Annotated in this window: 21 protein-coding genes; 13 read left to right on the top strand and 8 right to left on the bottom strand. The window is 73.1% G+C overall.

What is annotated here, in order from left to right:
• The first annotated feature begins 135 nt into the window (after positions 1-135).
• The 4 genes from B085_RS0131060 (at position 136) to B085_RS51530 (ending at position 3,569) form a co-directional block, all read left to right on the top strand.
• The gene (locus tag B085_RS0131060; RefSeq protein WP_018562511.1) at positions 136-549 is read left to right on the top strand and encodes a hypothetical protein; all 414 of its coding nucleotides are present in this window, start codon (positions 136-138) and stop codon (positions 547-549) included.
• Entirely contained in the window at positions 546-2,396 is a 1,851-nt protein-coding gene (locus tag B085_RS0131055; RefSeq protein ID WP_018562510.1) for a CHAT domain-containing protein, read from the top strand. The genes B085_RS0131060 and B085_RS0131055 overlap by 4 nt, the downstream gene beginning before the upstream one ends.
• A 212-nt stretch (positions 2,397-2,608) precedes the next feature.
• Complete coding sequence (locus tag B085_RS0131050) at positions 2,609-3,175, top strand: cysteine hydrolase family protein (protein ID WP_018562509.1); 567 nt, start codon at positions 2,609-2,611, stop codon at positions 3,173-3,175.
• A 262-nt stretch (positions 3,176-3,437) separates the two neighbouring features.
• A complete protein-coding gene (locus tag B085_RS51530; RefSeq protein ID WP_018562508.1) occupies positions 3,438-3,569 on the top strand; it encodes a hypothetical protein in 132 nt (43 codons plus the stop codon).
• 92 nt (positions 3,570-3,661) lie between these two features.
• On the opposite strand, the gene B085_RS0131040 is transcribed toward B085_RS51530, so the two are convergent.
• From B085_RS0131040 to B085_RS0131030, 3 genes are all read right to left on the bottom strand, one after another.
• Positions 3,662-4,798, bottom strand: coding sequence for an XdhC family protein (locus tag B085_RS0131040; RefSeq protein ID WP_018562507.1), 1,137 nt, complete (start codon positions 4,796-4,798; stop codon positions 3,662-3,664).
• Positions 4,799-4,807: 9 nt separating this feature from the next.
• Positions 4,808-5,650, bottom strand: a complete 843-nt coding sequence (locus B085_RS0131035; protein ID WP_018562506.1) for an SRPBCC family protein — start codon at positions 5,648-5,650, stop codon at positions 4,808-4,810.
• Positions 5,651-5,791: 141 nt separating this feature from the next.
• Entirely contained in the window at positions 5,792-6,751 is a 960-nt protein-coding gene (locus B085_RS0131030) for a LysR family transcriptional regulator (RefSeq protein ID WP_018562505.1), read from the bottom strand.
• Positions 6,752-6,910: 159 nt separating this feature from the next.
• Here B085_RS0131030 and B085_RS0131025 point away from each other — a divergent pair, with 159 nt between their 5' ends.
• From B085_RS0131025 to B085_RS44340, 6 genes are read left to right on the top strand one after another with little or no spacing between them, the layout of a single operon-like run.
• On the top strand, positions 6,911-7,801 hold the full coding sequence (locus tag B085_RS0131025; protein WP_018562504.1) for an FAD binding domain-containing protein: 891 nt from the start codon (positions 6,911-6,913) through the stop codon (positions 7,799-7,801).
• Positions 7,802-7,806: 5 nt separating this feature from the next.
• Positions 7,807-8,298, top strand: a complete 492-nt coding sequence (locus B085_RS0131020; protein ID WP_018562503.1) for a (2Fe-2S)-binding protein — start codon at positions 7,807-7,809, stop codon at positions 8,296-8,298.
• Entirely contained in the window at positions 8,295-10,673 is a 2,379-nt protein-coding gene (locus tag B085_RS0131015; RefSeq protein ID WP_018562502.1) for an aerobic carbon-monoxide dehydrogenase large subunit, read from the top strand. The genes B085_RS0131020 and B085_RS0131015 overlap by 4 nt, the downstream gene beginning before the upstream one ends.
• On the top strand, positions 10,670-11,626 hold the full coding sequence (locus B085_RS0131010) for an XdhC family protein (RefSeq protein ID WP_018562501.1): 957 nt from the start codon (positions 10,670-10,672) through the stop codon (positions 11,624-11,626). Before B085_RS0131015 ends, B085_RS0131010 begins: the two co-directional genes overlap by 4 nt.
• Positions 11,623-12,525, top strand: coding sequence for an AAA family ATPase (locus tag B085_RS0131005; protein ID WP_018562500.1), 903 nt, complete (start codon positions 11,623-11,625; stop codon positions 12,523-12,525). The genes B085_RS0131010 and B085_RS0131005 overlap by 4 nt, the downstream gene beginning before the upstream one ends.
• Entirely contained in the window at positions 12,515-13,831 is a 1,317-nt protein-coding gene (locus B085_RS44340) for a vWA domain-containing protein (RefSeq protein WP_018562499.1), read from the top strand. The genes B085_RS0131005 and B085_RS44340 overlap by 11 nt, the downstream gene beginning before the upstream one ends.
• A 56-nt stretch (positions 13,832-13,887) precedes the next feature.
• On the opposite strand, the gene B085_RS44335 is transcribed toward B085_RS44340, so the two are convergent.
• Complete coding sequence (locus B085_RS44335; RefSeq protein WP_018562498.1) at positions 13,888-14,790, bottom strand: MHYT domain-containing protein; 903 nt, start codon at positions 14,788-14,790, stop codon at positions 13,888-13,890.
• Between the two features lie 296 nt (positions 14,791-15,086).
• Positions 15,087-15,995, bottom strand: coding sequence for a squalene/phytoene synthase family protein (locus B085_RS44330; RefSeq protein ID WP_018562497.1), 909 nt, complete (start codon positions 15,993-15,995; stop codon positions 15,087-15,089).
• 236 nt (positions 15,996-16,231) lie between these two features.
• On the opposite strand from B085_RS44330, the gene B085_RS52025 reads away from it, so the two are divergent.
• Positions 16,232-16,522, top strand: a complete 291-nt coding sequence (locus tag B085_RS52025) for a DUF5990 family protein (protein ID WP_420706631.1) — start codon at positions 16,232-16,234, stop codon at positions 16,520-16,522.
• A gap of 123 nt (positions 16,523-16,645) precedes the next feature.
• Here the strand turns inward: B085_RS52025 and B085_RS50205 are convergent, their stop codons facing one another.
• Together B085_RS50205 and B085_RS0130985 are read right to left on the bottom strand one after the other, a co-directional pair.
• On the bottom strand, positions 16,646-16,804 hold the full coding sequence (locus B085_RS50205) for a hypothetical protein (protein ID WP_179279708.1): 159 nt from the start codon (positions 16,802-16,804) through the stop codon (positions 16,646-16,648).
• A 235-nt stretch (positions 16,805-17,039) separates the two neighbouring features.
• A complete protein-coding gene (locus tag B085_RS0130985; protein ID WP_018562496.1) occupies positions 17,040-18,239 on the bottom strand; it encodes a PP2C family protein-serine/threonine phosphatase in 1,200 nt (399 codons plus the stop codon).
• A 282-nt stretch (positions 18,240-18,521) separates the two neighbouring features.
• Here B085_RS0130985 and B085_RS0130980 point away from each other — a divergent pair, with 282 nt between their 5' ends.
• A complete protein-coding gene (locus tag B085_RS0130980) occupies positions 18,522-18,758 on the top strand; it encodes a hypothetical protein (protein WP_018562495.1) in 237 nt (78 codons plus the stop codon).
• 82 nt (positions 18,759-18,840) lie between these two features.
• On the opposite strand, the gene B085_RS0130975 is transcribed toward B085_RS0130980, so the two are convergent.
• Entirely contained in the window at positions 18,841-20,607 is a 1,767-nt protein-coding gene (locus B085_RS0130975) for an ABC transporter ATP-binding protein (RefSeq protein WP_018562494.1), read from the bottom strand.
• A gap of 208 nt (positions 20,608-20,815) precedes the next feature.
• Between B085_RS0130975 and B085_RS0130970 the strand changes: the two genes are divergently transcribed.
• Positions 20,816-21,007 (top strand): hypothetical protein, encoded by a 192-nt coding sequence (locus tag B085_RS0130970; protein ID WP_018562493.1) that lies wholly within the window; start codon positions 20,816-20,818, stop codon positions 21,005-21,007.
• Positions 21,008-21,017: the final 10 nt, after the last annotated feature.

The following is a 21,017-nucleotide window of genomic DNA, read 5'->3' as shown; positions in this document are numbered from 1 at the left end:
AGAATGCAGATCCTCCGGCGCCTGCGTCATCCTCGCCGGATCAAGAGTGGCTCCGCGCACCGGCATTGACCGGGGCGATGACGCGGGTTGCCGGAACTTCCCTGCTCGGGCGATCCGTCCTGTTACGGTCTGCTCATGGGTGCTCAACTGCACGTGATGGTTCCTGACGACCTCTGGCAGTACCTCGATGAGGCCGACTTCGACTCGGTCGATTCGTTCCGAGGGGCCGATCAGTGGGCCGACGCCGCTCACGCCGTTGTCGCCGTGGCCGACGGAGGGCTCGGCATGGGGGCGAATCTCGTCACCGTGATCCTGGGGCGGGATGCCATCGCCTCGTTTCTCGAGCAGGTACAGCGATGGGTCGGCCGCCGGCGCGGGGCGGAAGGAGCCGCCGGCGCCGCCGCGGTGAGCCTGACCCTGCGCACCGGCGACGGAGAGACCACCGTGGCCATCACTCGCACGGGGACGGCCGAGGTCGACGCCGAGATGCTGGCCCGGCTGCTGAACTCGGCGATGAACGGAGACCGGGGTCGGGGGCAGGCTGGATGAAGCTCTTCGGCCGGTCCGAGGCCTCGCGCTACCGGGGCGCGGCTGAGGCCTACAAGAGTATTCAGGACCGCTTCAATGCTGTCGGACAGGACAGCGGGCGCCTGGAAAGCGTCCGCGACGACGTCTGGGACCTGCAGCGGAAGCTGTCCCAGGACCTTGCCCAGGGTCGTACCTCGGTGGCGGGCCCGCTCTTCTCCGCCGCCCGCCTGTCATTCCTGATCGAGTTCAGTACAGGCGCGGACTGGAGCCGCGCGACCACGTCCGGACTCGCGTTCTCGACCGCGTGCTGCGTCATCGACGTGTCGCGAAGCCAGGACGACGAGCCCATGCCCGAGGGCCTCCTGCGCGAAATGCAGCGCATGGCGCCGACGTCGGCTTACGCGGCGCACCGATGCGGGGTGCCCCTCGCCGGCGTCATGGCCGCGGAGGCGATCACCTCCCTGTCACTGGGCGACCGGATGGTGGCCCGCGAGAGTACGGCCACCGTCACCGACAACGGCCTGGCCGCACTCCAACGGCAACTGACCGGCATGCAGAGGACGGCCGCCCGGGAGATGCGGGCGACACGCTCCATGGCGAAGCGCTCCCCGCATGTCGGCCTCAGTCTCCAGGAAGCCGTGAATCAGCAGTTCCTGACGGACCTCGCGACGCTGACCACGGCCGAGGGCGCCCACAGACTGGCCATGTCGCCCAACGCCCTCGCATCCGCGCGAGCAGCCCTCTCCAGCGGGCGGACCCTCGTCTACATCGCCCCCGCGCCGCGCAGCGCGGCAGCACTTCGGATCAACTCCCCCGAGTCCGAACGCGAGATGTGCGAGAGCATCGAACTTCCCGCACTTGATTTCGGCTCCGTGCGCACGTTGGTCGAGCAGGTCCGGGACGGCTACGGGGCCGCCCAACGCGGTGAACTCGGCAAGAAGGGTCTGGCCAGGCTCATACGCACCGCCCTCGACACGGTGACCTCGGCATTCTGGGACCCCCTGCTGACCGAATGGCCCGAACTGCGGGACGTTCCCCTTGCCTTGGCCCCCCTGGCGGAGTCCGCCCTGCTCCCCTTCTACACGGCCCTTGTGGGCGGGGCACCGGCCTGCTCGGTGCTGGACGTGACCATGGTGCCTTCCGGGCGCGCCCTCTTCCTGGCCGCGGGTTGGCAGCCGCAGGCCGGAAGAGTCCTTGTCGCCGCCGATCCGTGGGTGGACGGAGGCGGCCTTCGGTCGATCCCCCGGACCGTTCCCGAGGCGCGGGCGGTCGCGGCAGTGCACGGCGTGGAGCCGAGGATCCTCCGGGAGCAGGTGCTCCACGCGCCGGAGCCTCCACCGCGTGAGGGACCGGCCGACGGCCCCGACCTGCTGCGTACGACCCGCGGCACGGCCCAGGAGATACCCGCGACGAGCGAAACAGGCCCGGCACCGCCCGACATCGCGGACCGCATAGCCGAGGCGTCGGTGGTGCATCTCGCCTGCCACGGCGAACTGCGCTCCGACGACCCACTGGCTTCCTCGCTGCTCCTGGGCGGAAAGCTGCCTCTTGCGAGCGTGTTGCGGACCAATCTGCGCCCAGGGGCCACCGTCGTACTGTCCGCATGCGAATTGGGGAGCATCACCGGTGACCTCCCGGACGAGCAGTTGGGCTTTCCGGCCGCACTGCTCGCCGTGGGCGCGCGTTCCGTCATCGGCGCGTTGTGGCCCGTTCCCGACACCGAGGCGACCGTGACCCTGATGACGAAGACGCATCGAGCCCTGGCCGCATCGTCCGCCACGAGAGCCCTGGGCCGGGCGATCGGCGAAGCGCACGCTCAGGGGGTCCCCCCCTCGGCCTGGGCCTCCTTCGCCTGCTTCGGCGCATGACAGAGCGATGCCCGGGGCCCGGTATCGCCATCGCCATCGGTATCGGGAAGACGTGTGCGGGCGTGCCGTCCCGGACCGTCCTGGGACGGCCGTCGAGCAGGCCGGCGTTCCGCGAGGCCACCACAGGTGCACGTCCCGCTCAGGACCGATTGTCAGTGGCCCGGCCTAGGGTGAGGGCGACACTGGAACCGCGACGAGAGACTGGAAGTCCCATGACGACCCTTTCCGACCGTCCGAACACCGCGCTGCTCGTCATCGACGTCCAGAACGGGGTGGTGACCGGCTCCCACAACCGGGACGACGTCATCGCGAACATCAACACCCTGATCGGCAAGGCACGGGCCGAGGACGTGCCGGTGATCTGGGTGCAGCACTCGGACGAGGACCTCCCGAAGGGCAGCGAGAGCTGGCAGTACGTGCCGGAGCTGGTGCGCGAGGAGGCGGAGCCGCTGATCCACAAGCTCTACGGCGACTCCTTCGAGGACACCGAGCTGGAGGCAGTGCTCTCCGACCGCGGCGTGGGCCGCCTCGTCGTCACGGGCGCCCAGACGGACGCCTGCATCCGCTCGACGCTGCACGGGGGGCTCGTCCGCGGCTACGACGTCACGCTCGTCGGTGACGCGCACACCACGGAGGACCTCAGCCCGTACGGGGCGCCAAGCCCGGAGCTGGTGATCGCGCACACCAACCTGTACTGGAAGTTCCAGAGCGCTCCCGGGCGCCGCGGTGGCACCGTCGACACGGCCGAGGTCTCCTTCGCGGCTGCCGAGGAGAACTGAGCCGTCCGGAGTCGGCGACCGGTCCGCCCGGCTGTGACGGCCTCGGCCGGGCGGGACGGCGGCCGGCCCGTCTGCGCTTCGATAGGGTGATCATCATCAGGTGGGTGTATCGGGTCGGGTGGCCGGAATCATCGGCATGTACAGCGCCGCGCAACAGAGCGGCAATCCTTCGCCGGCTCATCTCCTCGGTATCGCGGTCGGCTTCCTGCCACCGGGGCTCTTCCTACTCCACCGACGTCGGCAACTCGCCCAGGAACCGCCCGTGATCGGACGCCCCGCGGGCGCCGTCGCGCGGCTGCGCCTCGCCTATCTGGTCTCCGGCCGGCTCTGCACGGGCTTCGGGGCGTTCGCCCTGCTGGTCTCCGCGCTGACCGCGCTGACCCCAGGGGGCTGAAGCGACCCCCGGGAGCCGCCGGATGACCGGGGTCACACCGCGCTCCGCGAGTGGTGGGGCCGCGGATCCCGCGGGCTTCGCCATCCGGCAGATCACGGCCCGTCGAAGGTCGGTCCGGAAACTCCCGTGAGCGCGGGCGTGGCGCTGGCGGCGTGGATCGGCCCCGCCGTGCCGCGGAGCGGGGATCCGGAGCCGCCGCGCCGACCGGCGATGATCTCGGCGGCGATCGAGACGGCCGTCTCCTGCGGGGTCAGGGCGCCGATGTCGAGGCCGATCGGCGAGCTGAGACGGGCGAGTTCGGACTCGGTCAGGCCCGCGCGCCGGAGCCGATCGAGGCGGTCCTCGTGGGTGCGCCGGGAGCCCATCGCCCCGACGAACCCCAGGAACGGGAGCCGCAGGGCCACCGCCAGCAGCGGCACGTCGAACTTCGGGTCGTGGGTGAGGACGGCCACCATCGTGCGGGCGTCGACACGGCCCGCCGCGGACTCCGCGGCGAGGTAGCGGTGCGGCCATTCGACGACGACCTCGTGGGCGTCGGGGAAGCGGGCCGCGGTGGTGAACACGGGGCGCGCGTCGCAGACCGTGACCCGGTGGCCGAGGAGCGCGCCCTGGCGGGCGAGGGCGGAGGCGAAGTCGGTGGCGCCGAAGACCAGCAGGCGGGGCGGCGGGGCGTAGGAGCGGACGAAGACCCGCAGGTCGCCGTAGCGGCGCTGCGCGCTCGTGCCGCGGGCCAGCATCGCGCGGGCGTCCTCGGTCACGGCGTCGTCCAGTTCGGCGGAGCCGAGGCGGCCCGAGCGTTCCCCGGGGCGCACCACCATGCGGGTTCCGGCGCCGGGCCCGGCGACCACGGTGGCCACGGCGACGGCTCGGCCCGCCGCCAGGTCGTCGAGGACGCCCGGCAGTTCGGGGAAGCCGGCCGGGGAGACCGGCTCGACGTGTACGTCGATGGTGCCGCCGCAGGTGAGGCCGACGGCGAAGGCGTCGTCGTCGCTGATCCCGTACTGGTGCAGCTGCGGCGTCATGGTACGGACGACCTCGCGCGCCACCTCGTACACGGCGGCTTCGACGCACCCGCCGGACACGCTCCCGGCGACCTCGCCCTCGGCGGACACGGCCATCACCGCGCCCGGGGGCCGGGGCGCGCTGCGGTAGGCGCCGACGACGGTGGCGAGTCCGAAGGTGCGTCCCGCCGCGTACCAGGCGCGGATCGGGACCTCGATGTCACGCATCGCGAGGCCTCAGACGAGCCAGACGACGAGCAGGACGACCACGACGACCGCGACGGCTGCCGGGATCGCCCGCTTGAGCACGGCGCCCCTGGCGACGCCCATGAGGTCGATCGGCTCGGGCTCGGGCGTGGGCCGCACCGGGGCGGGCGCCCGCTCGACGGCGGGCGCCGGTTCGACACCAGCCGCCGGGTCTGACACGTCTGCTTCCGTCCCGCCCTGCGACGTCTCCTCCGCGACAGCCTCCGCGGCTCCGGCTCCGGCTCCGGCTCCGGCGTTCTCCGCTGCCGGGGCCTCGGACGGCGCCGCCGCCGGGGCCTGTACCGCTGCCGCGGCCGAGAGCTCGCTGCCGCCCTCGCCGGCCCTGGTGTCCACGCCGCCCCCGCCGACCGCGGCGGGCTCGGGCGCCCGCTCCTCGGCCAGTTGCCGCTCCAGGGCCTCCACGAACCGGCCCAGCAGCTTCCTGCTGACCTCCTCGATCATGCCCTTGCCGAACTGCGCGATCTTGCCGGTGATCGTCAGGCGGGTCTCGACCGTCACCATCGTCGCGTCGCCCTCGGGGACCAGCCGCGCGGTGATCCGCGCGTCGGCGTTGCCCTGGCCCCGGGCGTCGCGGCCGCGCGCCCGCAGCACCGCGGTGCGGCTCCCGGCGTCCTGCTCCTCGAAGGCGGCGGTGCCCTTGTACTGGACGGTCACGGGGCCGACCTTCACCTTCACGAGGCCGTTGTAGGTGTCGCCGTCCCGCCCGGTCAGCTGCGCGCCCGGCATGCACGGCGCGATCCGCTCGACGTCCGTGAGCAGTGCCCACGCCTGGTCCGGCGGCAGGCTCACTCGGAACTCGTTGGTGAAGTCCATCGGGAGCTGACCTCTCTTCCGGTCGTGACGTCATCGGCGGTCCCGGACGGGTGCCCACACCTTGGGCCTGCCGTCGCGCCCCGTCAACGCACAGTTCAGCGTTCGCTTAATACCGCCGGCATCGCGACCGCGTCCGGCGGGTCAGCTCCAGAGCGTGACGTGCACGGGCGGCCGGAACTCCGTCAGCGGCACGCCGTTGGAGCGGGCCAGCAGGGCCTGGGTGGCGGCGGGGGTGGTGACGAACCGGCAGAGCGCGGCCGCGACCGAGGAGCGGCGGTCGGGGGCGAGCGTACTCGCGTAGAGCATGCCGTTGACCGGCATGCCGAGGACGTCGAGGACGACGAGGTGGGAGCGCCGCAGTTCCTCGCGTACGACGTGCAGCAGGGCCAGCGTCACCCCGTCGCCCGCCGCGACGGCGTTGAGCGCGGCGGTGACGCTGGGGAAGGCGGTGGCCTTGGCGGGGTCGACGCCGATGCGGGCGAGGAAGGCGCCGGCGAGTGTGTCGGGATCCATCCCGGCGGGGCCGAAGAGCCACGGTTCGCGGCTGAGCAGGGCGGGGACGATGCGTGACTGCTGCCGCAGGGGGTGACCGGGCGCGGCGACGACGACCAGTTGGAAGCGGAGGAAGGGCACGGACTCGATCGCCGGGTGCGGGGCGGGCGCGGGCCCGATCGTCACGTCGGCCCTGCGGTCCCGCAGAAGTTCTCCGAACACGCCGACGGGTACCGCCAGGGTGTCCGCGTCCAGTTCGGGCTGGCGCCGCCCGAAGGCCGCGAGCAGGGCGGGGAGCACCTGCTCGGCGCCGGTCTCGGTGGACGCCACCCGCAGCTGGGCGGTGCCGGCGCTGGCCTGCCGCACCCGGTGGCGGGTCTCCTCCGCGAGGCCGACGATCTCGGCTGCCCCCGCGGCGAGGCGCTGTCCGCCCGGGGTGAGGCTGATGCCGCCGCCCGCGCGGATGAAGAGGACGTCGCCCAGTTCGCGGCGGAGCGCCGCGACGGCCCCGGACACCGCGGGCTCGGTGACGCCCAGCGACTCGGCGGCGGCCTTCACCGATCCCAGTCGGGCCACGGCGACGAAGGCCCTCAACTGCGTGAGCGTCATGAGGACATTACATCTGTTCGAGCGTCAACTGTCGCAGTCCGTATTAACCATTCTCTTCAGTTGCCGTTGACCGGTCCCCTCCACGGCGCGAGTGTTCCCCCCACATGCACCCCGCAACGACCCATATCGTCCACCGTCCGGGCAGGGAAGGAGGGTGCCGTGCAGGTACCCGCTTCGTTCGAGTACCAGCGGGCGCAGAGCGTGGAGGAGGCCCTGGAACTGCTGGGGCGCTTCGGCGAGGAGGCCAGGGTCCTCGCGGGAGGGCACAGCCTGCTCCCCATGATGAAGCTGCGTCTGGCCGGGCCGGAGGTGCTCGTCGACATCAACGACCTCACCGAACTCGACCACATCGAAGAGACCGGCGGCGAGCTGCGGGTGGGGGCCCTCACCCGGCACCGCACCCTGCTGGAGTCGCCGCTGGTCGGACGGCACTTCCCGATCATCCACGACGCCGAGCGGGTGATCGCCGATCCCCCAGTCCGCAACCGGGGCACCATCGGCGGCTCGCTGTGCCAGGCCGATCCGTCCGAGGACCTGTCGGCGGTGTGCGCGGCGCTGCACGCGGTGGCCGTGATCCGCGGCGCGGACGGCGAACGCAGCGTCGCCATGACCGACTTCCACCGCGGCCCGTACGAGACGGCGGTCGGCGCCGGCGAGATGCTCACCGAGGTGCGCTTCCCGGTCCGGCCGGGCTCCGGCAGCGCCTACGAGAAGCTGGAGCGCAAGGCCGGCGACTGGGCGGTGGCGGCGGCCGGGGTGGCGCTCTGCCTGGAGGACGGGCGCATGACGCACGTGGGCGTGGGTCTGGCGGCGGTCGGCGCCGGCGGGCTGCACGCGGAGGCGGTGCAGGAACTGCTCGAGGGCGGTGAGCCGTCGCCGGAACTCTTCGAGGAGGCCGGGCGGGTGGCGTCGGCGAGCTGCTCGCCCGTCACCGACAGCCGCGGGCCGGCCGACTACAAGCGGCATCTGGCCGGAGAACTGACCAAGCGGGCCCTGCGGCGCGCTGTCGCCCGGGCCGCCGCCCCGGCCGCGGCCGTGAAGGAGGGTTGACGGACGTGCGGATCACGGTGAACGTCAACGGCGAGGACCACACCCGCGAGGTGGAGGCCCGCCACCTGCTGGTCCGGTTCCTCCGCGACGACCTGGAGCTGACCGGGACGCACTGGGGCTGCGACACGAGCAACTGCGGCACCTGCGTGGTGCTGATGGACGGCGAGCCGGTCAAGAGCTGCACGGTCCTGGCCGCCATGGCCGAGGGCCACGAGATCCGCACCGTCGAGGGGATGGCCGACGGCGACCGGCTCGACCCGGTGCAGCAGGGCTTCATCGAGGAGCACGGGCTGCAGTGCGGCTTCTGCACCCCGGGGATGATGCTCAGCGGCCGGGCGCTGCTGGACCGCAACCCCGACCCGTCCGAGGACGAGGTCCGCGAGGCCATCTCGGGGCAACTGTGCCGGTGCACGGGCTATCTCAACATCGTCAAGGCGATCCGGTGGGCCGCCGCCCACGAGTCCGCGGGCCGTGAGGAAGCGGGGACCCAGGCATGACCACCGTCGAGGAACCCGCCGCCCCCGCCGCCGAGGAGCGGCCGATCGGCTTCGGCCGGATGAAGCGCAAGGAGGACCCGCGCTTCGTCCGCGGCAAGGGCCGTTACGTGGACGACGTCAAGCTGCCGGGCATGCTCCACGGCGCGGTGCTGCGCAGCCCCTTCGCGCACGCCCGGATCGTGTCCATCGACACCTCCGCCGCCGAGGCGCACCCCAAGGTGAAGGCGGTCATCACCGGGGAGACGCTGGCCGGGCTCGGCCTGGCGTGGATGCCGACGCTGTCGATGGACACCCAGGCGGTGCTCGCCACCGACAAGGTGCGCTTCCAGGGCCAGGAGGTGGCCTTCGTCGTCGCCGAGGACCACTACGCGGCCCGTGACGCGATCGAGCTGATCGACGTGGACTACGAGCCGCTCGACCCCGTCGTCGACGCCCGCCGCGCCCTCGACCCCGCCGCGCCGGTCATCCGCGACGACCTGGAGGGGCGTACCGACAACCACATCTTCGACTGGGAGGCCGGCGACCGGGCCGCCACGGACGAGGTCTTCTCCCGCGCCGACGTCGTCGTCGAGCAGACGATGCTCTACCCGCGCGTGCACCCAGCGCCGCTGGAGACGTGCGGCGCGGTGGCCTCCATGGACCCCGTCGACGGCAAGCTGACGCTCTGGACGACCACCCAGGCGCCGCACGCGCACCGCACGCTCTACGCGATGGTCGCGGGGCTGCCCGAGCACAAGATCCGGGTCATCGCCCCGGACATCGGCGGCGGCTTCGGCAACAAGGTGGGCATCTACCCCGGATACGTGTGCGCGGTCGTCGGCTCGATCGTCACGGGGAAGCCGGTCAAGTGGGTGGAGGACCGCTCGGAGAACCTCATGAGCACCTCCTTCGCCCGCGACTACCACATGACCGGGCAGATCGCGGCGACCGCGGAGGGCCGCATCCTCGGGGTGCGCGTCAAGGTCCTCGCCGACCACGGTGCCTTCAACTCCACGGCGCAGCCGACGAAGTACCCGGCGGGCTTCTTCCACATCTTCACCGGCTCGTACGACATCGAGGCCGCGCACTGCGAGGTCACCGGCGTCTACACCAACAAGGCGCCAGGCGGCGTCGCCTACGCCTGCTCCTTCCGCGTCACCGAGGCCGTCTACCTGATCGAGCGCATGGTGGACTGCCTCGCGGCCGAACTCGGCGCCGACCCGGCGGAGCTGCGGATGCGCAACCTGCTGCGGCCCGAGCAGTTCCCGTACCAGAACAAGACGGGATGGGAGTACGACTCCGGCGACTACCCGGCGTGTCTGCGCAAGGCCATGGACCTCGCGGGCTACGAGGAACTGCGCCGCGAGCAGGCGGAGAAGCGCGAGCGCGGCGAACTCATGGGCATCGGGCTGTCGTTCTTCACCGAGACGGTCGGCGCGGGTCCGCGCAAGCACATGGACATCCTGGGCCTGGGCATGGCCGACGGCTGCGAGCTGCGCGTCCATCCGACCGGCAAGGCCGTGGTGCGGCTGAGCGTGCAGACGCAGGGGCAGGGCCACGAGACGACGTTCGCGCAGATCGTCGCCGAGGAACTGGGCATCCCGCCCGAGGACATCGACGTCGTGCACGGCGACACCGACCAGACGCCCTTCGGGCTCGGCACCTACGGCTCCCGGTCCACGCCGGTGTCGGGGGCGGCCGCCGCGCTGGTGGCCCGCAAAGTGCGGGACAAGGCGCGGATCATCGCGGGGGCGATGCTGGAGGTGTCCCCGGAGGACCTGGAGTGGACCAAGGGCCGGTGGTCGGTCAAGGGCGACCCGGCGATGACCCGGACGATCCAGGAGATCGCCCTGGCCGCGCACGGCGCGCTGGAGCTGCCGGAGGGCGTGGAGGGCCATCTGGAGGCCACCACGGTCTACAACCCGCCCAATCTCACGTACCCCTTCGGGGCGTACGTCTGCGTGGTCGACGTCGACCCGGGCACGGGCGCGGTCGAGGTGCGGCGCTTCATCGCGGTGGACGACTGCGGGACGCGCATCAACCCCATGATCATCGAGGGGCAGGTGCACGGCGGCCTCGCGGACGGGGTCGGCATGGCACTGATGGAGTTCATCGGCTTCGACGAGGACGGCAACTGCCTGTCCGGCTCCTTCATGGACTACCTGCTGCCGACCGCGCTGGAGGTGCCCGCCTGGGAACTGGGGCACACCGTCACCCCGTCGCCGCACCACCCGATCGGCGCCAAGGGCATCGGCGAGTCCGCGACCGTCGGTTCGCCCCCGGCGGTGGTCAACGCGGTGCTGGACGCGATCGGCGTGCGCCACGCCGACATGCCGCTCACACCCGGCCGGGTGTGGCAGGCGATGCGGCACGGCCAGGTCGAGGCGCCGCAGTGAGCCAGGTCCCCGTGCCGGACGCGCGGATCGCCGAACTCACCGCGCGCCACGTCCCGTTCGTCCGTGCGACCGTGGTGCGCGCTCGCCGGCCGGCGATCGCGCGCCCCGGGGACACCGCCGTGGTGCTGGAGGACGGCCGGATCGAGGGGTTCGTCGGCGGCGTCTGCGCGCAGGCCACGGTCCGCGCGCAGGCGCTGCGGACGCTGGCGAGCGGAGAGGCGGTGCTGCTGCGGATCTCCCCGGAGGCGGCCGAGGGGGGCGCCGCCGGGGAGGCGGAGGCGGTCGAGGGGGCGCTGAGCCTGCGCAACCCGTGCCTGTCGGGCGGGGAGCTGGAGATCTTCCTCGAGCCCCGGCGCCCCGTCCCGCGGGTCCTGGTGCTGGGCGAGACGCCCATCGCCCGGGCGCTGACGGGCTTGGGGCCCGGCCTCGGCTACGAGGTGGCCGGGCCGCCCGCCGGCGGGTTCGCCGCCGAGTCGCTGGCCGGGGTGCACGCGGTCGTCGTGGCCTCGCACGGCCGGGACGAGGAGGCCGCGCTGACGGCGGCGGTGCGCGCGGGCGTGCCGTACGTCGGGCTGGTGGCCAGTCCGCGGCGCGGCGCGGCGGTGGTCGGCGGGCTGGACCTGACGCGGGAGCAGCGGGACGCGGTCCGCACGCCGGCGGGCCTGTGGATCGGCGCCCGCACGCCGGGCGAGATCGCGCTGTCCATCCTCGCCGAGGTGGTCGCCTCGGTGCGGGGCCGGGACGGGGCGCGGAGCGCGGCCCCGGTGGGCGGGCCGGCCGCCACGGGTCGGCCCGAACCGCGCACCGCGCCGGACCCGGTGTGCGGGATGACGGTGGCCGCCGTACCGGGCACCCCGTACTCCGACGCCGGGGGCGAGCGCCGCTGGTTCTGCTGCGAGGGCTGCCGCACGGCGTTCGAGGCCGAGCCCGGCCGTTACGCGGAGGCGCGGTGAGCACGTTCACGCAGGAGCGCGTCCCCGACCCCGCCGGTCTGCGCCGGGCGCTCGACGAGCGCGGCTACCTCGCCGACCCCGGGCTGGTCACGGCGCTGTTCCTGGCGCTGCGGCTGCCGCAGCCGCTGCTGCTGGAGGGCGAGGCCGGGGTCGGCAAGACGGAGGCCGCGAAGGCCCTGGCCGACGTGCTGGGCGGCCCTCTGGTGCGCCTGCAGTGCTACGACGGCCTCGACGCGGCCGAGGCGCTGTACGAGTGGAACCACGCCCGCCAGCTGCTGGGCATCCGGCTCGCCGAGTCCCGCGGCGAACGTCTCGCCGAGGCGGACCTGTTCACGGAGGAGTACCTGCTGCGGCGGCCCGTGCTGACCGCGCTCACCCACCCCGGACCGGAGCCGGCGGTGCTGCTGATCGACGAGATCGACCGGGCGGACGACGACTTCGAGGCGTTCCTGCTCGAGGTGCTGGCCGAGGCGGCGGTGACGATCCCGGAGGTCGGCACGATCCGTGCCGTGGTGCCACCGGTCGTGGTGCTCACCTCGAACCGGACCCGTGATCTCCACGACGCCCTGAAGCGGCGTTGCCTCTACCACTGGATCGACTACCCGGACCCCGAGCGCCTGGTGCGGATCGTCCGCCGCCGGGTGCCTGGGACGTCGGCGGAACTCGCGGAGGCGATCTCGGCGGCGGTACGGCGGCTGCGCACCCTGGAGATCCAGAAAGCCCCGGGGATCGCCGAGAGCATCGACTGGCTCGCGGCGCTCGCCCTGCTCGGCGTACGGCGGCTGGACGCGGAGGCCGCCGGGGCGACCCTGGGCACACTGCTCAAGTACCGGGAGGACCAGGAACTGGCGCGGGAACGCGGCCTGGAGTGGCTGGTGGGCAGCGGCCGTGACGCCTGAGCGGTCGCCCGCGCCGCCTCCGCCCCTGCCCCTGCCCCTGTTCGACACGGCCGAGTTCGGCGGCCGGCTCGGCGGGGCGCTGCGCCGCGCCGGTCTGCCGGTCACCCCCGAGCGGACGGTGTGTTTCCTGCGGTCCCTGCGGCTGGCGCCCCCGGTGGACCGCGAGGCCCTGTACTGGACCGCGCGGCTGGCCTTCGTCACCGACCGGGAACTGATCTCGCCCTTCGAGCGGGTCTTCGAGGCCGTGTTCGGCGGTCCCGGGGGCGTCCCCGCGGAGCGCGGCGACCGTACCGCCGCACCGCCGGGCGCCGACGAGGAACAGATACGGGCCCCGGCCCCCGGCGCCCGCACGGCACCGGGCCGGGCCCCGGCCGGTGCGGGTCCGGTACGGGCGGCTGCCGCGCCCCGCTCCGGGGAGGAGGCGGACGGCCCCGCGGGGACGGTGCCGACGGCGGGCAGCACCGCGGAGGTCGTCGCCCACAGGGACTTCGCCGCTCTGGAGGCCGCGGAACTGGCCGACCTGGACCGGCTGATGGAGCTGATCGCGTTGCGCACCCCGCTGCGCAGGACCCGGCGCCGCGACGCCGACCCGCACGGCCCCCGCGTGGACCCGCGGCGTACGCTGCGCGCGATCCGCGGGACGGGTCTGGAGCCCGTGCGTCTGGCCCGGTCGCGCCACCGGTTGCGGCGCCGCCCGCTGGTGCTGCTCTGCGACGTCTCCGGTTCGATGGAGCCGTACGCCCGTGCCTACCTCAGGCTCTTCCCCCGCGCGGCGGCGGTGGGTCTGTCCGCCGAGGTCTTCGTCTTCGCCACGCGCCTGACCCGCCTCACCCCGGTGCTGCGTCACTCGGGGCGGTACGGGGTGGACGCGGCGCTGCGCCGGGTGGGGGCCGTCGCGTCGGACTGGTCGGGCGGCACCCGGATCGGCCACGCGCTGGCGGAGTTCAACGACCGCTTCGGGCGCCGGGGCATGGCGCGCGGCGCCGTCGTGGTGATCTTCTCCGACGGGTGGGAGGGCGAGGACCCGCGGGCCGTGGGACGCGAGGCGGCCCGGCTGCGGCGGCTGGCCCACCGTGTGGTGTGGGTCAACCCGCGCAAGGCGGCGCCGGGTTTCCTGCCGCTCGCGGGCGGCATGGCGGCGGCACTCCCCCATTGCGACGAGTTCGTGAGCGGCCACACCTTCGCCGCGCTCGCGGAAGTGGCCGAGGCGATCGGCAAAGGCGCGGATGGAAGAGGAACCGGAAGCGGAACCGGAAGAGGAAGCGGAAGGAGAGGGGAAATGCGAAACGGAAGGAGACGGGACTGACGGGAATTGAGTCCCGGCAGCCCCGCCCCCTCTCCTCGCCTTCGTTTTCCGGGATTTCAGCTCCGGTATTCGCGGGAATCGCGGTACGGGTCGGCCTGCTCGCCTCCGAATGCCTCGAAGCGCGAGGCGGGGGCGGGCACGTGATAGCTCGTCGACGTCGTGTGCGGCGCGGCCTCGGGGACGGGGCGGTTCACGTACGGCAGGGAGGTGGTCTCCTCCCGCGGTGCCGCCGCGTTCCCCTCGACGACGACGGGATTCACCAGGACGGCGAAGAGGACGAGCAGCACCTCGATGCCCAGGCCGATGATGAGCGGCGCGACGAGGGTGAGTCCGGCGACGCCCTCCTCGCTCGCGAGCCCCGACACGCTTCGCACGCTGACGGCCGACATCCCCGTGTAGTGCATTCCGCTGATGGCGATCGCCATCACCAGCGAGGCGCCCACCGTCGCGCGCGCCCCCGTCACACGCAGGGTGAACCACAGCGCCGCGGTGGCGGCCACCACCGCGATGACCAGGGAGAGCACCACGAGCGAGGTCGTGTAGTCGAAGGTGCCCGGGAAACGCAGGGCGGCCATGCCGAGGTAGTGCATGGCGGCGACGCCGATCCCCGCGCCGACGCCGCCGACGAGCAGCCCCGCCCAAGTGCGCCTCAGGCCCGCCACCAGCATGCCGGAGCCCGCGATGACGACCGCCACGAGCAGGCTGAGCACGGTCAGCGGCACGTCGTAGCGGAGCTGCACACGGTCGACCGAGAAGCCGAGCATGGCGATGAAGTGCATGCCCCAGATGCCCGACCCGAGGGTCAGCGCCCCGGCGGCCAGCCACGGCCACCCCTTGGCGAGGCCCCGCGCGTGGAATCGGGCGGCGCAGGCGAGCCCGAGCCCCGAGCCCACCGCTGCCATCACGTAGGCGAGCAGGGGATAGAAGGCATGCGAATACAGATGCTGCTGGTGCCCCACGAATGAACTCCCCACCTGGCACAGACGGCGAGCACGATGGACGCGGATCGGGCCGGCACCTTTGCCTGCTGTCCTCGCCGGCGCGCCGTGACGAATGCGGCACCGGACGATCCCGCAGGTATCGCCTGTCGGACCCCGCGACCGATGCTTGAACCTTATACTAAGGATTTCACGAGGCCGCACAACCACGAAAGCGGAAACGTCACGTTCCCCCGCGGAGAATTCCCGCCGACCAGGAATGCGGCGAACTCCCCGCTGGAATAAGGACATTGGTCCGCTTCACGGGGAGCGGACCTTCAGGGCCGCGCGCGGTGGCGGAAGGTGCCCGCGTACGCGCGGAGCAGGGTGAGCAGAGCGGGACCGAGCGGACGCGGGGCGTGCCGCCGGGCCAGCGTCGCGCCGGCGCGCTCCGCGCTGCGCAACCGGTGCCCCTGGAGCGTGACGAGGGCCCGGACCATGGGCCGGTTGGGCTCCGGTACGAGGTCCACCAGTTGCCGCGCTCCGGCGAGGCCCGCCCGGACCAGCCCGGCCTGGTCCCCGACGAGGGCGGCCACCGACCTCGGATCGGGGTCCTTCTCCATGGCCGTCCGGCTCAGGCCGTGGCGGGCGAGGGCGTCCTCGGTGACGCCCAGCCGCCCGTCCGCGAGGTCCTCCGCCATGTCCTCCAGGAAGTCCAGGCGCTGGGCGGCCTCGATGAAGGTGCGGCAGGCGGCGCGGTAGGCGTCGAAGCCGGCCGGCGGCGCGAGCAGTCCCGCGACGAGGAGGAAGGCGGGCAGCGAGTACGCGTCGACGTAGGCCTGGAAGTCGGCCTCGGTGGCGAAGCCGCGCCACTGCGCGTCGGCGGGGGCGGCGACCAGGTAGTCCGCGACGATGGCGCGCAGCACCGGCCGCCGGGTGACGGTGTGGGCGAGGGCACGCGTCAGGGGGTCCGCCGGGGCGCCGGCGAGGGCCGCCCGGACCCGGCCCTCCCATTCGGCGAAGGCACGGCGGCCGTCCGGGCCCCGGTCCAGGAGGTTGTCGCCGTGGTGCATGAAGGCGGTGGCCGCGAGGGCGTCGGGGACGACCGGCGCCGGCAGCAGCAGCCGCACCGCGGCGTAGGAGGCCCGGTCGAAGCCCGCGACCAGGCGGCGTTGCGCGGTGTACGCCTCGCGGAGCGCGGGGTCGGTGATGCCGGCTCGGTCGAGGGTCTTCCGCCACCTGGTCATCGCCGCACCGCTCCCGTCGTCGCACCGGCCGGACGCCACCGATGATCACCCAAACGCAGAAAAACCCGCAAACTCACGGGCGTGATCCCACCGGACCATCGCTGACCTGCGCCACCACCCTCACGGAAACGGGCAGAAACGGGCGGACTCCGCCCTTGTACGGGCTGACCGCCCCGCTGTCCCCGGCGGTATAAATCCCGGACGGGCGGAAACGGGCGGCCGATGCCCGAACGGCCATGACGGAACCGGGACGAGGGAGGTGCGGCCATGCGCGGCGACGAACGGGTGCGCGTCGTCGACACGATCGGCGCCGGTGCCGCCTTCATGGCGGGTCTGCTCTCCGGCCTCCTCCGCGCCGGGCTGCTCGGCGGGGCGGGGTCGATCCCGGGACGCTGCGCGCGGCCGTCCGCTCCGGGACGCTCCTCGGACGGCTGGGCCTCACCGACGTCAGGGGCGGCCCGCTCTGCGCCGCCGTGCGGCCGCCGCTCGTCACGTGGTCGGCGGGGACACCGGACGCCAGGGGCTGACGACGGAACGTGAACGGGACCACCACCCCGCCGGTGGGCGCGCCCACGGTCCGCACGACCGCTTACGCCTTCCCACCGGCGCCGGGCAGTGGTCCCGCTCGGTCACGCAGGGGTACGGGTCCCTCAGTCCTCTCCCCTGACGATGTTCCATTCCTTGCCGCTGTCGGGCTCCCGCTGCGGCGGATTGCCCCGGCCCTCCTTCACGACAGCAGGCCTGCATGTGCGTATCTGCTGATCTCGGGGGATGCGGGTGCTGGTCGGGTGGCCGTTGCGTGTGTCCACGGCTGGGCGCCTCCTCATGTCTTCTCGACACCGCATACCCATTCGAACGTGATTTACACAACAAGACATTCCTGATCAGGACAGATTTACCGCAGGCATCCGCCCGGCACCCGACGGGTGTCGCGCTGCGCGCCGGGCCCGGCACCGGCCGTGTTCGCGCCGCGCGGGCAGGTCGCAGACCCCAGGCTTCGGCTGCCCTGGGCCGCGCGGTGGAAACCACCTCGGCCGGCCGGGCTCAGCGCGTGGGGTGCCACTCCGCGAGGAGCACGGTGGCGTCGTCGTCGAGGCGCCCGTGCCGGTGCGCCAGGATGGTGTGGACCAGCCGCCGAAGGACCTCCGCGGCGGGGTCGCCGAACGCGGCGGCGTGCACGACGTACTCGGTGAGGCGCCGCTCGCCGAACTCGTCGCCGCCCTCGGCGCGGGACTCGGTCACACCGTCGGTATGGACGAGGATCCGGTCACCGGGCTCCAGACGCGTGGAGTGGACGGAGCGCGGCCGGTCACCGTAGCCGGAACCGAGGCCGAGGGGCAGGTCCGCGTCGCGCTCGAGGGCGCCGGGGACGACGTGCCGGCCGCGGATCAGCCGGGGCGGGGGGTGCCCGCAGTTCGCCCACGCGAACTGCCCGCTGCTGACGTCGAGGTCGGCGAAGACCGCGGTGGCGAACCGGTCCGGGATCCATTCGGCGAGGGTCTCGTCCACGGTCTTGACGATCTCGCCCAGGTCGGCGCCGGCTCGCCGGGCGCCCCGGCAGCCGGCCAGCGCCACGGCCGCCGTGAGCCCCGAGGCGAGGTCGTGGCCCATCGCGTCGACCACCGCCAGGTGCAGGTGGTCGTCCTGGAGGCTGTGGTCGAAGGCGTCACCGCCGATCTCGTAGGCGGGTTCCAGCACGGCGCTGGAGGTCACCTCGGTCGTACCGATGGTCCGCCGGGGCAGGAAGGCCCACACGAGTTCCGCCGCGGTGGTCATGGGGCGGCTGCGGACGAGCCGCAGCAGATCGTCACTGGACCCCGCCCCGGAGACGATCGTCAAGGTCGTGACGTCGGCGAGCGCGCGGCAGCGGGAGAGGAGTTCGGGGTCGATCCGGTGGGCGGTGACCTCCATGACGCCGACCCGCTCCACGCCGTCGACGAGCGGCAGCCACATCGTGATCCGGTCGTCGCGCTCGCTCAGGCGCAGGGACGCCGTCCGGTAGGCGGCGCCCGCCGGCGTGCCGTCGACGGCCACGGCCCCGCGGGCGCGGGAGGCCGGATCGCCCGGCAGCGGGACGAGCCTGACCTGCCGGACGTCGGCGAGCAGGACCGTCACGTCGTCCAGGCCCACCTCGTGCGCGGCACGCTCGAGGGCCGCGCCCCAGTCCTTCGGGGCGACCTCGTGCGAGCGCTGCAGGAGGCCGCTCAGCAGGGCGCCAAAGCCGGTGTCGTCCACCGTCACCATCACCTGTCGGTGCGCCGACCCCGGCGCGGGGCCGGGACAACCGGCGCCTGCCCCGGACACCGAGGCCGAAACATCGCACCACCCCCGGCCTCGTCTGCGCCGCGACGGCGGCGCGGACCTCCCCGGATCGCCCACAGCCGCCGGTTCCTCAGAACGTCATATTCCAGCAAATCGTGTGCCAATACGGGCGTGGCACACCTCGACGGACATGCCGGGGCAGGACGCTTCTCGTGTTCCACCCGAGCGGGTGCCGGCGGCACCCGCGGAGACAGGAGTCGATCCATGCGCGTTTCCCGTTTCGTGGCCGCGGTCGGTGTGGCCGTCGCCGTCGTCCTGGGCGGTGCGGCGGGTGCCGGTGCCGTCACACCGGAGTCCGTCCGCACCCCCGGCACGCACGCCACGCACGGCGACCACGGCCGCGGCCACCACAGTCACCACGGCAAGCGTCACCACAACCGCTGGCACGGTCACCGCCACCACCGTCACCACCACCACGTCGTCAACCACCACCGCCGCTGACTCGCGGCCCGATCCGCGCGGTCCCCGGGGGCGCCGCTCCGCCGACGCGGCGGGCGCCCCCGGGCGCGTGCGGGCGGGGGGCTCAGGCGGTCTGCGCGCTGCGAAGGGCGGTGTACGGGCCGCCGGCGCGCAGCAGTTGCTCGTGCGAGCCGACCTCGGTGATCCTCCCGCCCTCCATGACGACGATGCGGTCGGCGTTGCGGATGGTGGACAGCCGGTGGGCCACCACGAAGACGGTGCGGTTGCGCACCAGGCGTTCCAGCGCCTGCTGGACGAGGGCCTCGGAGCGGGAGTCGAGGGCGGAGGTGGCCTCGTCCAGCACCAGCACACGCGGGTCGCGGATCAGCGCCCGGGCGATGGCCAGCCGCTGCTTCTGCCCACCCGACAGCCGCGCGCCCCGCTCGCCGACGACCGTGGCGAGGCCGGCGGGGAGGCGTTCCACGAACTCCAGGGCGTTGGCGGCCCGCAGCGCCTCCCGTACCGCCTCCTCGGGAACGCCCGGCATGCCGTAGCCGACGTTCTCCCGGATGGTGCCCTCGAAGAGGATGGACTCCTGGGGCACGACGGACACGAAGCGGCGGTAGCTGCGCAGGTCCAGGGTCTCCATGTCCGCACCGTCCAGCAGGATCCGGCCCTCGGTGGGGCGCAGGAAGCCGATGACGAGGTTGAGGAGGGTGGATTTGCCGGCCCCCGAGGTGCCCACCAGCGCGATGGTCTCGCCCGGGCGGACGGAGAGGGAGAAGTCGCGCACCGAGTGGTCGGCGGCGTCGTCGTAGGCGAAGCCGACACCCTCGAAGTCCACCCGTCCCCGGACGGCGGCCATCTCGGTCTTCCCCGCGTTCTGCTCGAGGTCGGGCGCCTGCAGCACCTCGCCGACCGAGCGCACCGACTCCAGTCCCTTGCTGACCACGGGGGTGAGGCTGAGCAGGGTCGTCACGGCGGCGGTGAGGGCGGAGAAGTAGGTGGTCAGCATGACGACGTCGCCGGGGGTCACGCCCAGCCAGCCGTGGTACGCGGCGAGCGCGGACCCGAGCAGGCAGCAGACGCCGAGGACGTTGAGGACGATCCAGGCCAGTGAGCCGAAGCGCCCGTTGAGCCGGTCCAGGCGCAGCCCCGCGGTGAGGACCTGGCTGAGCGTGCCGTCGACACGGCGCAGCGCGGTGGACTCCAGGCCGTGGGCGCGGGTGATGGGGATGAGGGTGGTCATCTCGGTGACGCGGGAGGAGAGTTGTTCCACCTCCTGGCGGAACGATTCGTTGGACTCGCGCAGCCGCCCCCGCAGCCACATCACCAGCGCCGACGTCGCGGGCACGACGACCAGGAAGACCGGCAGGAAGGACGGCGCCTGCACGGCGATCACCACCAGCGCGCCCAGCAGCGTGGCGAGGGCCGACAGCCCCATGTCGCCGGTCTGCTGGACCGCCTGCTCGATGGCCTCGACGTCACGGATGACCTTGGTCTGCAGGACGGCGGAATTGACCTTCGTGTGGTAGCCGATGGAGAGCTGCTGCATGCGCTGGCAGAGCGCGGAGCGCAACCGGGTGCCGGTACGGCGTGCGCTGCCGTACCAGCAGCGCACGTACAGCAGGTGGAAGGGGTAGTTGAGGACCAGCATCAGCAGCAGCACACCGGTGCCGAGCAGCATGCCCGAGAGCGGTCGGTGCTGCACGATGACGTCGATGACCTGTGCGGTGACCAGCGGGGTCAGCCAGATCGGAGTGTGCTTGACCATGAAAGCCAGCACGGCCAGGGCCAGTCGGCCGCGGTCGTGGCGGAAGAGGTAGGCGAGGGTGCGGATCGGGTGCTCACCGCGGTAGCGGTGGTCGAGCGGGCCGTGCGGCGACGCCATGCGGGAACTCCGGGTGCACGAGGGCGCGGGGTGATGAGACGGCATTGGCTCATCGTCCGGTCACCGCGGAATCCTAGGCCGCGAGCGCCCCCACGGACACGGCCCGGGGGTTCCTGACCGGTCCCGGCCGACTGGGGTGGCGGTCCGGGGGCAGACGGTGGGGGAAGGGGCGGCAGGAGAGCGCGCCCCCGGACCCTTGGGAGGGCCGATGCTGGCCATCGTTGCGGCCGTCGTCTTCGCGGTCGCGTTCATCATCAACGCCACCGGGACGTCGACGGAGGCCGTTTTCACCCCGACGAGCCTGCTGCTGGTCGGGCTGACGCTGCTCGCCGCGCACCTCGGCGGGGTCGGCTCGGGCGCGGGCGCCCGCTGGTCGGGGTACCGCGGGCGACGGCGCTGAGGTCTGCGGG

The organism is Streptomyces sp. BoleA5, from assembly GCF_000373665.1.
Classification (GTDB): domain Bacteria; phylum Actinomycetota; class Actinomycetes; order Streptomycetales; family Streptomycetaceae; genus Actinacidiphila.
The sequence above is the reverse complement of the archived record's forward strand: the minus strand, read 5'-3'. Positions and strand labels throughout refer to the sequence as shown.

Excerpts from the sequence above, each read along its gene's own strand:
- B085_RS0131030 (WP_018562505.1), bottom strand. The coding sequence starts at position 6,751 with ATGACGCTCACGCAGTTGAGGGCCTTCGTCGCCGTGGCCCGACTGGGA.
- B085_RS0131035 (WP_018562506.1), bottom strand. The coding sequence starts at position 5,650 with ATGGACTTCACCAACGAGTTCCGAGTGAGCCTGCCGCCGGACCAGGCG.
- B085_RS0130980 (WP_018562495.1), top strand. The coding sequence starts at position 18,522 with ATGCGCGTTTCCCGTTTCGTGGCCGCGGTCGGTGTGGCCGTCGCCGTC.
- B085_RS0130975 (WP_018562494.1), bottom strand. The coding sequence starts at position 20,607 with ATGGCGTCGCCGCACGGCCCGCTCGACCACCGCTACCGCGGTGAGCAC.
- B085_RS0130985 (WP_018562496.1), bottom strand. The coding sequence starts at position 18,239 with ATGGTGACGGTGGACGACACCGGCTTTGGCGCCCTGCTGAGCGGCCTC.
- B085_RS0131050 (WP_018562509.1), top strand. The coding sequence starts at position 2,609 with ATGACGACCCTTTCCGACCGTCCGAACACCGCGCTGCTCGTCATCGAC.
- B085_RS0131055 (WP_018562510.1), top strand. The coding sequence starts at position 546 with ATGAAGCTCTTCGGCCGGTCCGAGGCCTCGCGCTACCGGGGCGCGGCT.
- B085_RS0131040 (WP_018562507.1), bottom strand. The coding sequence starts at position 4,798 with ATGCGTGACATCGAGGTCCCGATCCGCGCCTGGTACGCGGCGGGACGC.
- B085_RS0130970 (WP_018562493.1), top strand. The coding sequence starts at position 20,816 with ATGCTGGCCATCGTTGCGGCCGTCGTCTTCGCGGTCGCGTTCATCATC.
- B085_RS0131060 (WP_018562511.1), top strand. The coding sequence starts at position 136 with ATGGGTGCTCAACTGCACGTGATGGTTCCTGACGACCTCTGGCAGTAC.
- B085_RS52025 (WP_420706631.1), top strand. The coding sequence starts at position 16,232 with ATGACGGAACCGGGACGAGGGAGGTGCGGCCATGCGCGGCGACGAACG.
- B085_RS0131015 (WP_018562502.1), top strand. The coding sequence starts at position 8,295 with ATGACCACCGTCGAGGAACCCGCCGCCCCCGCCGCCGAGGAGCGGCCG.
- B085_RS44330 (WP_018562497.1), bottom strand. The coding sequence starts at position 15,995 with ATGACCAGGTGGCGGAAGACCCTCGACCGAGCCGGCATCACCGACCCC.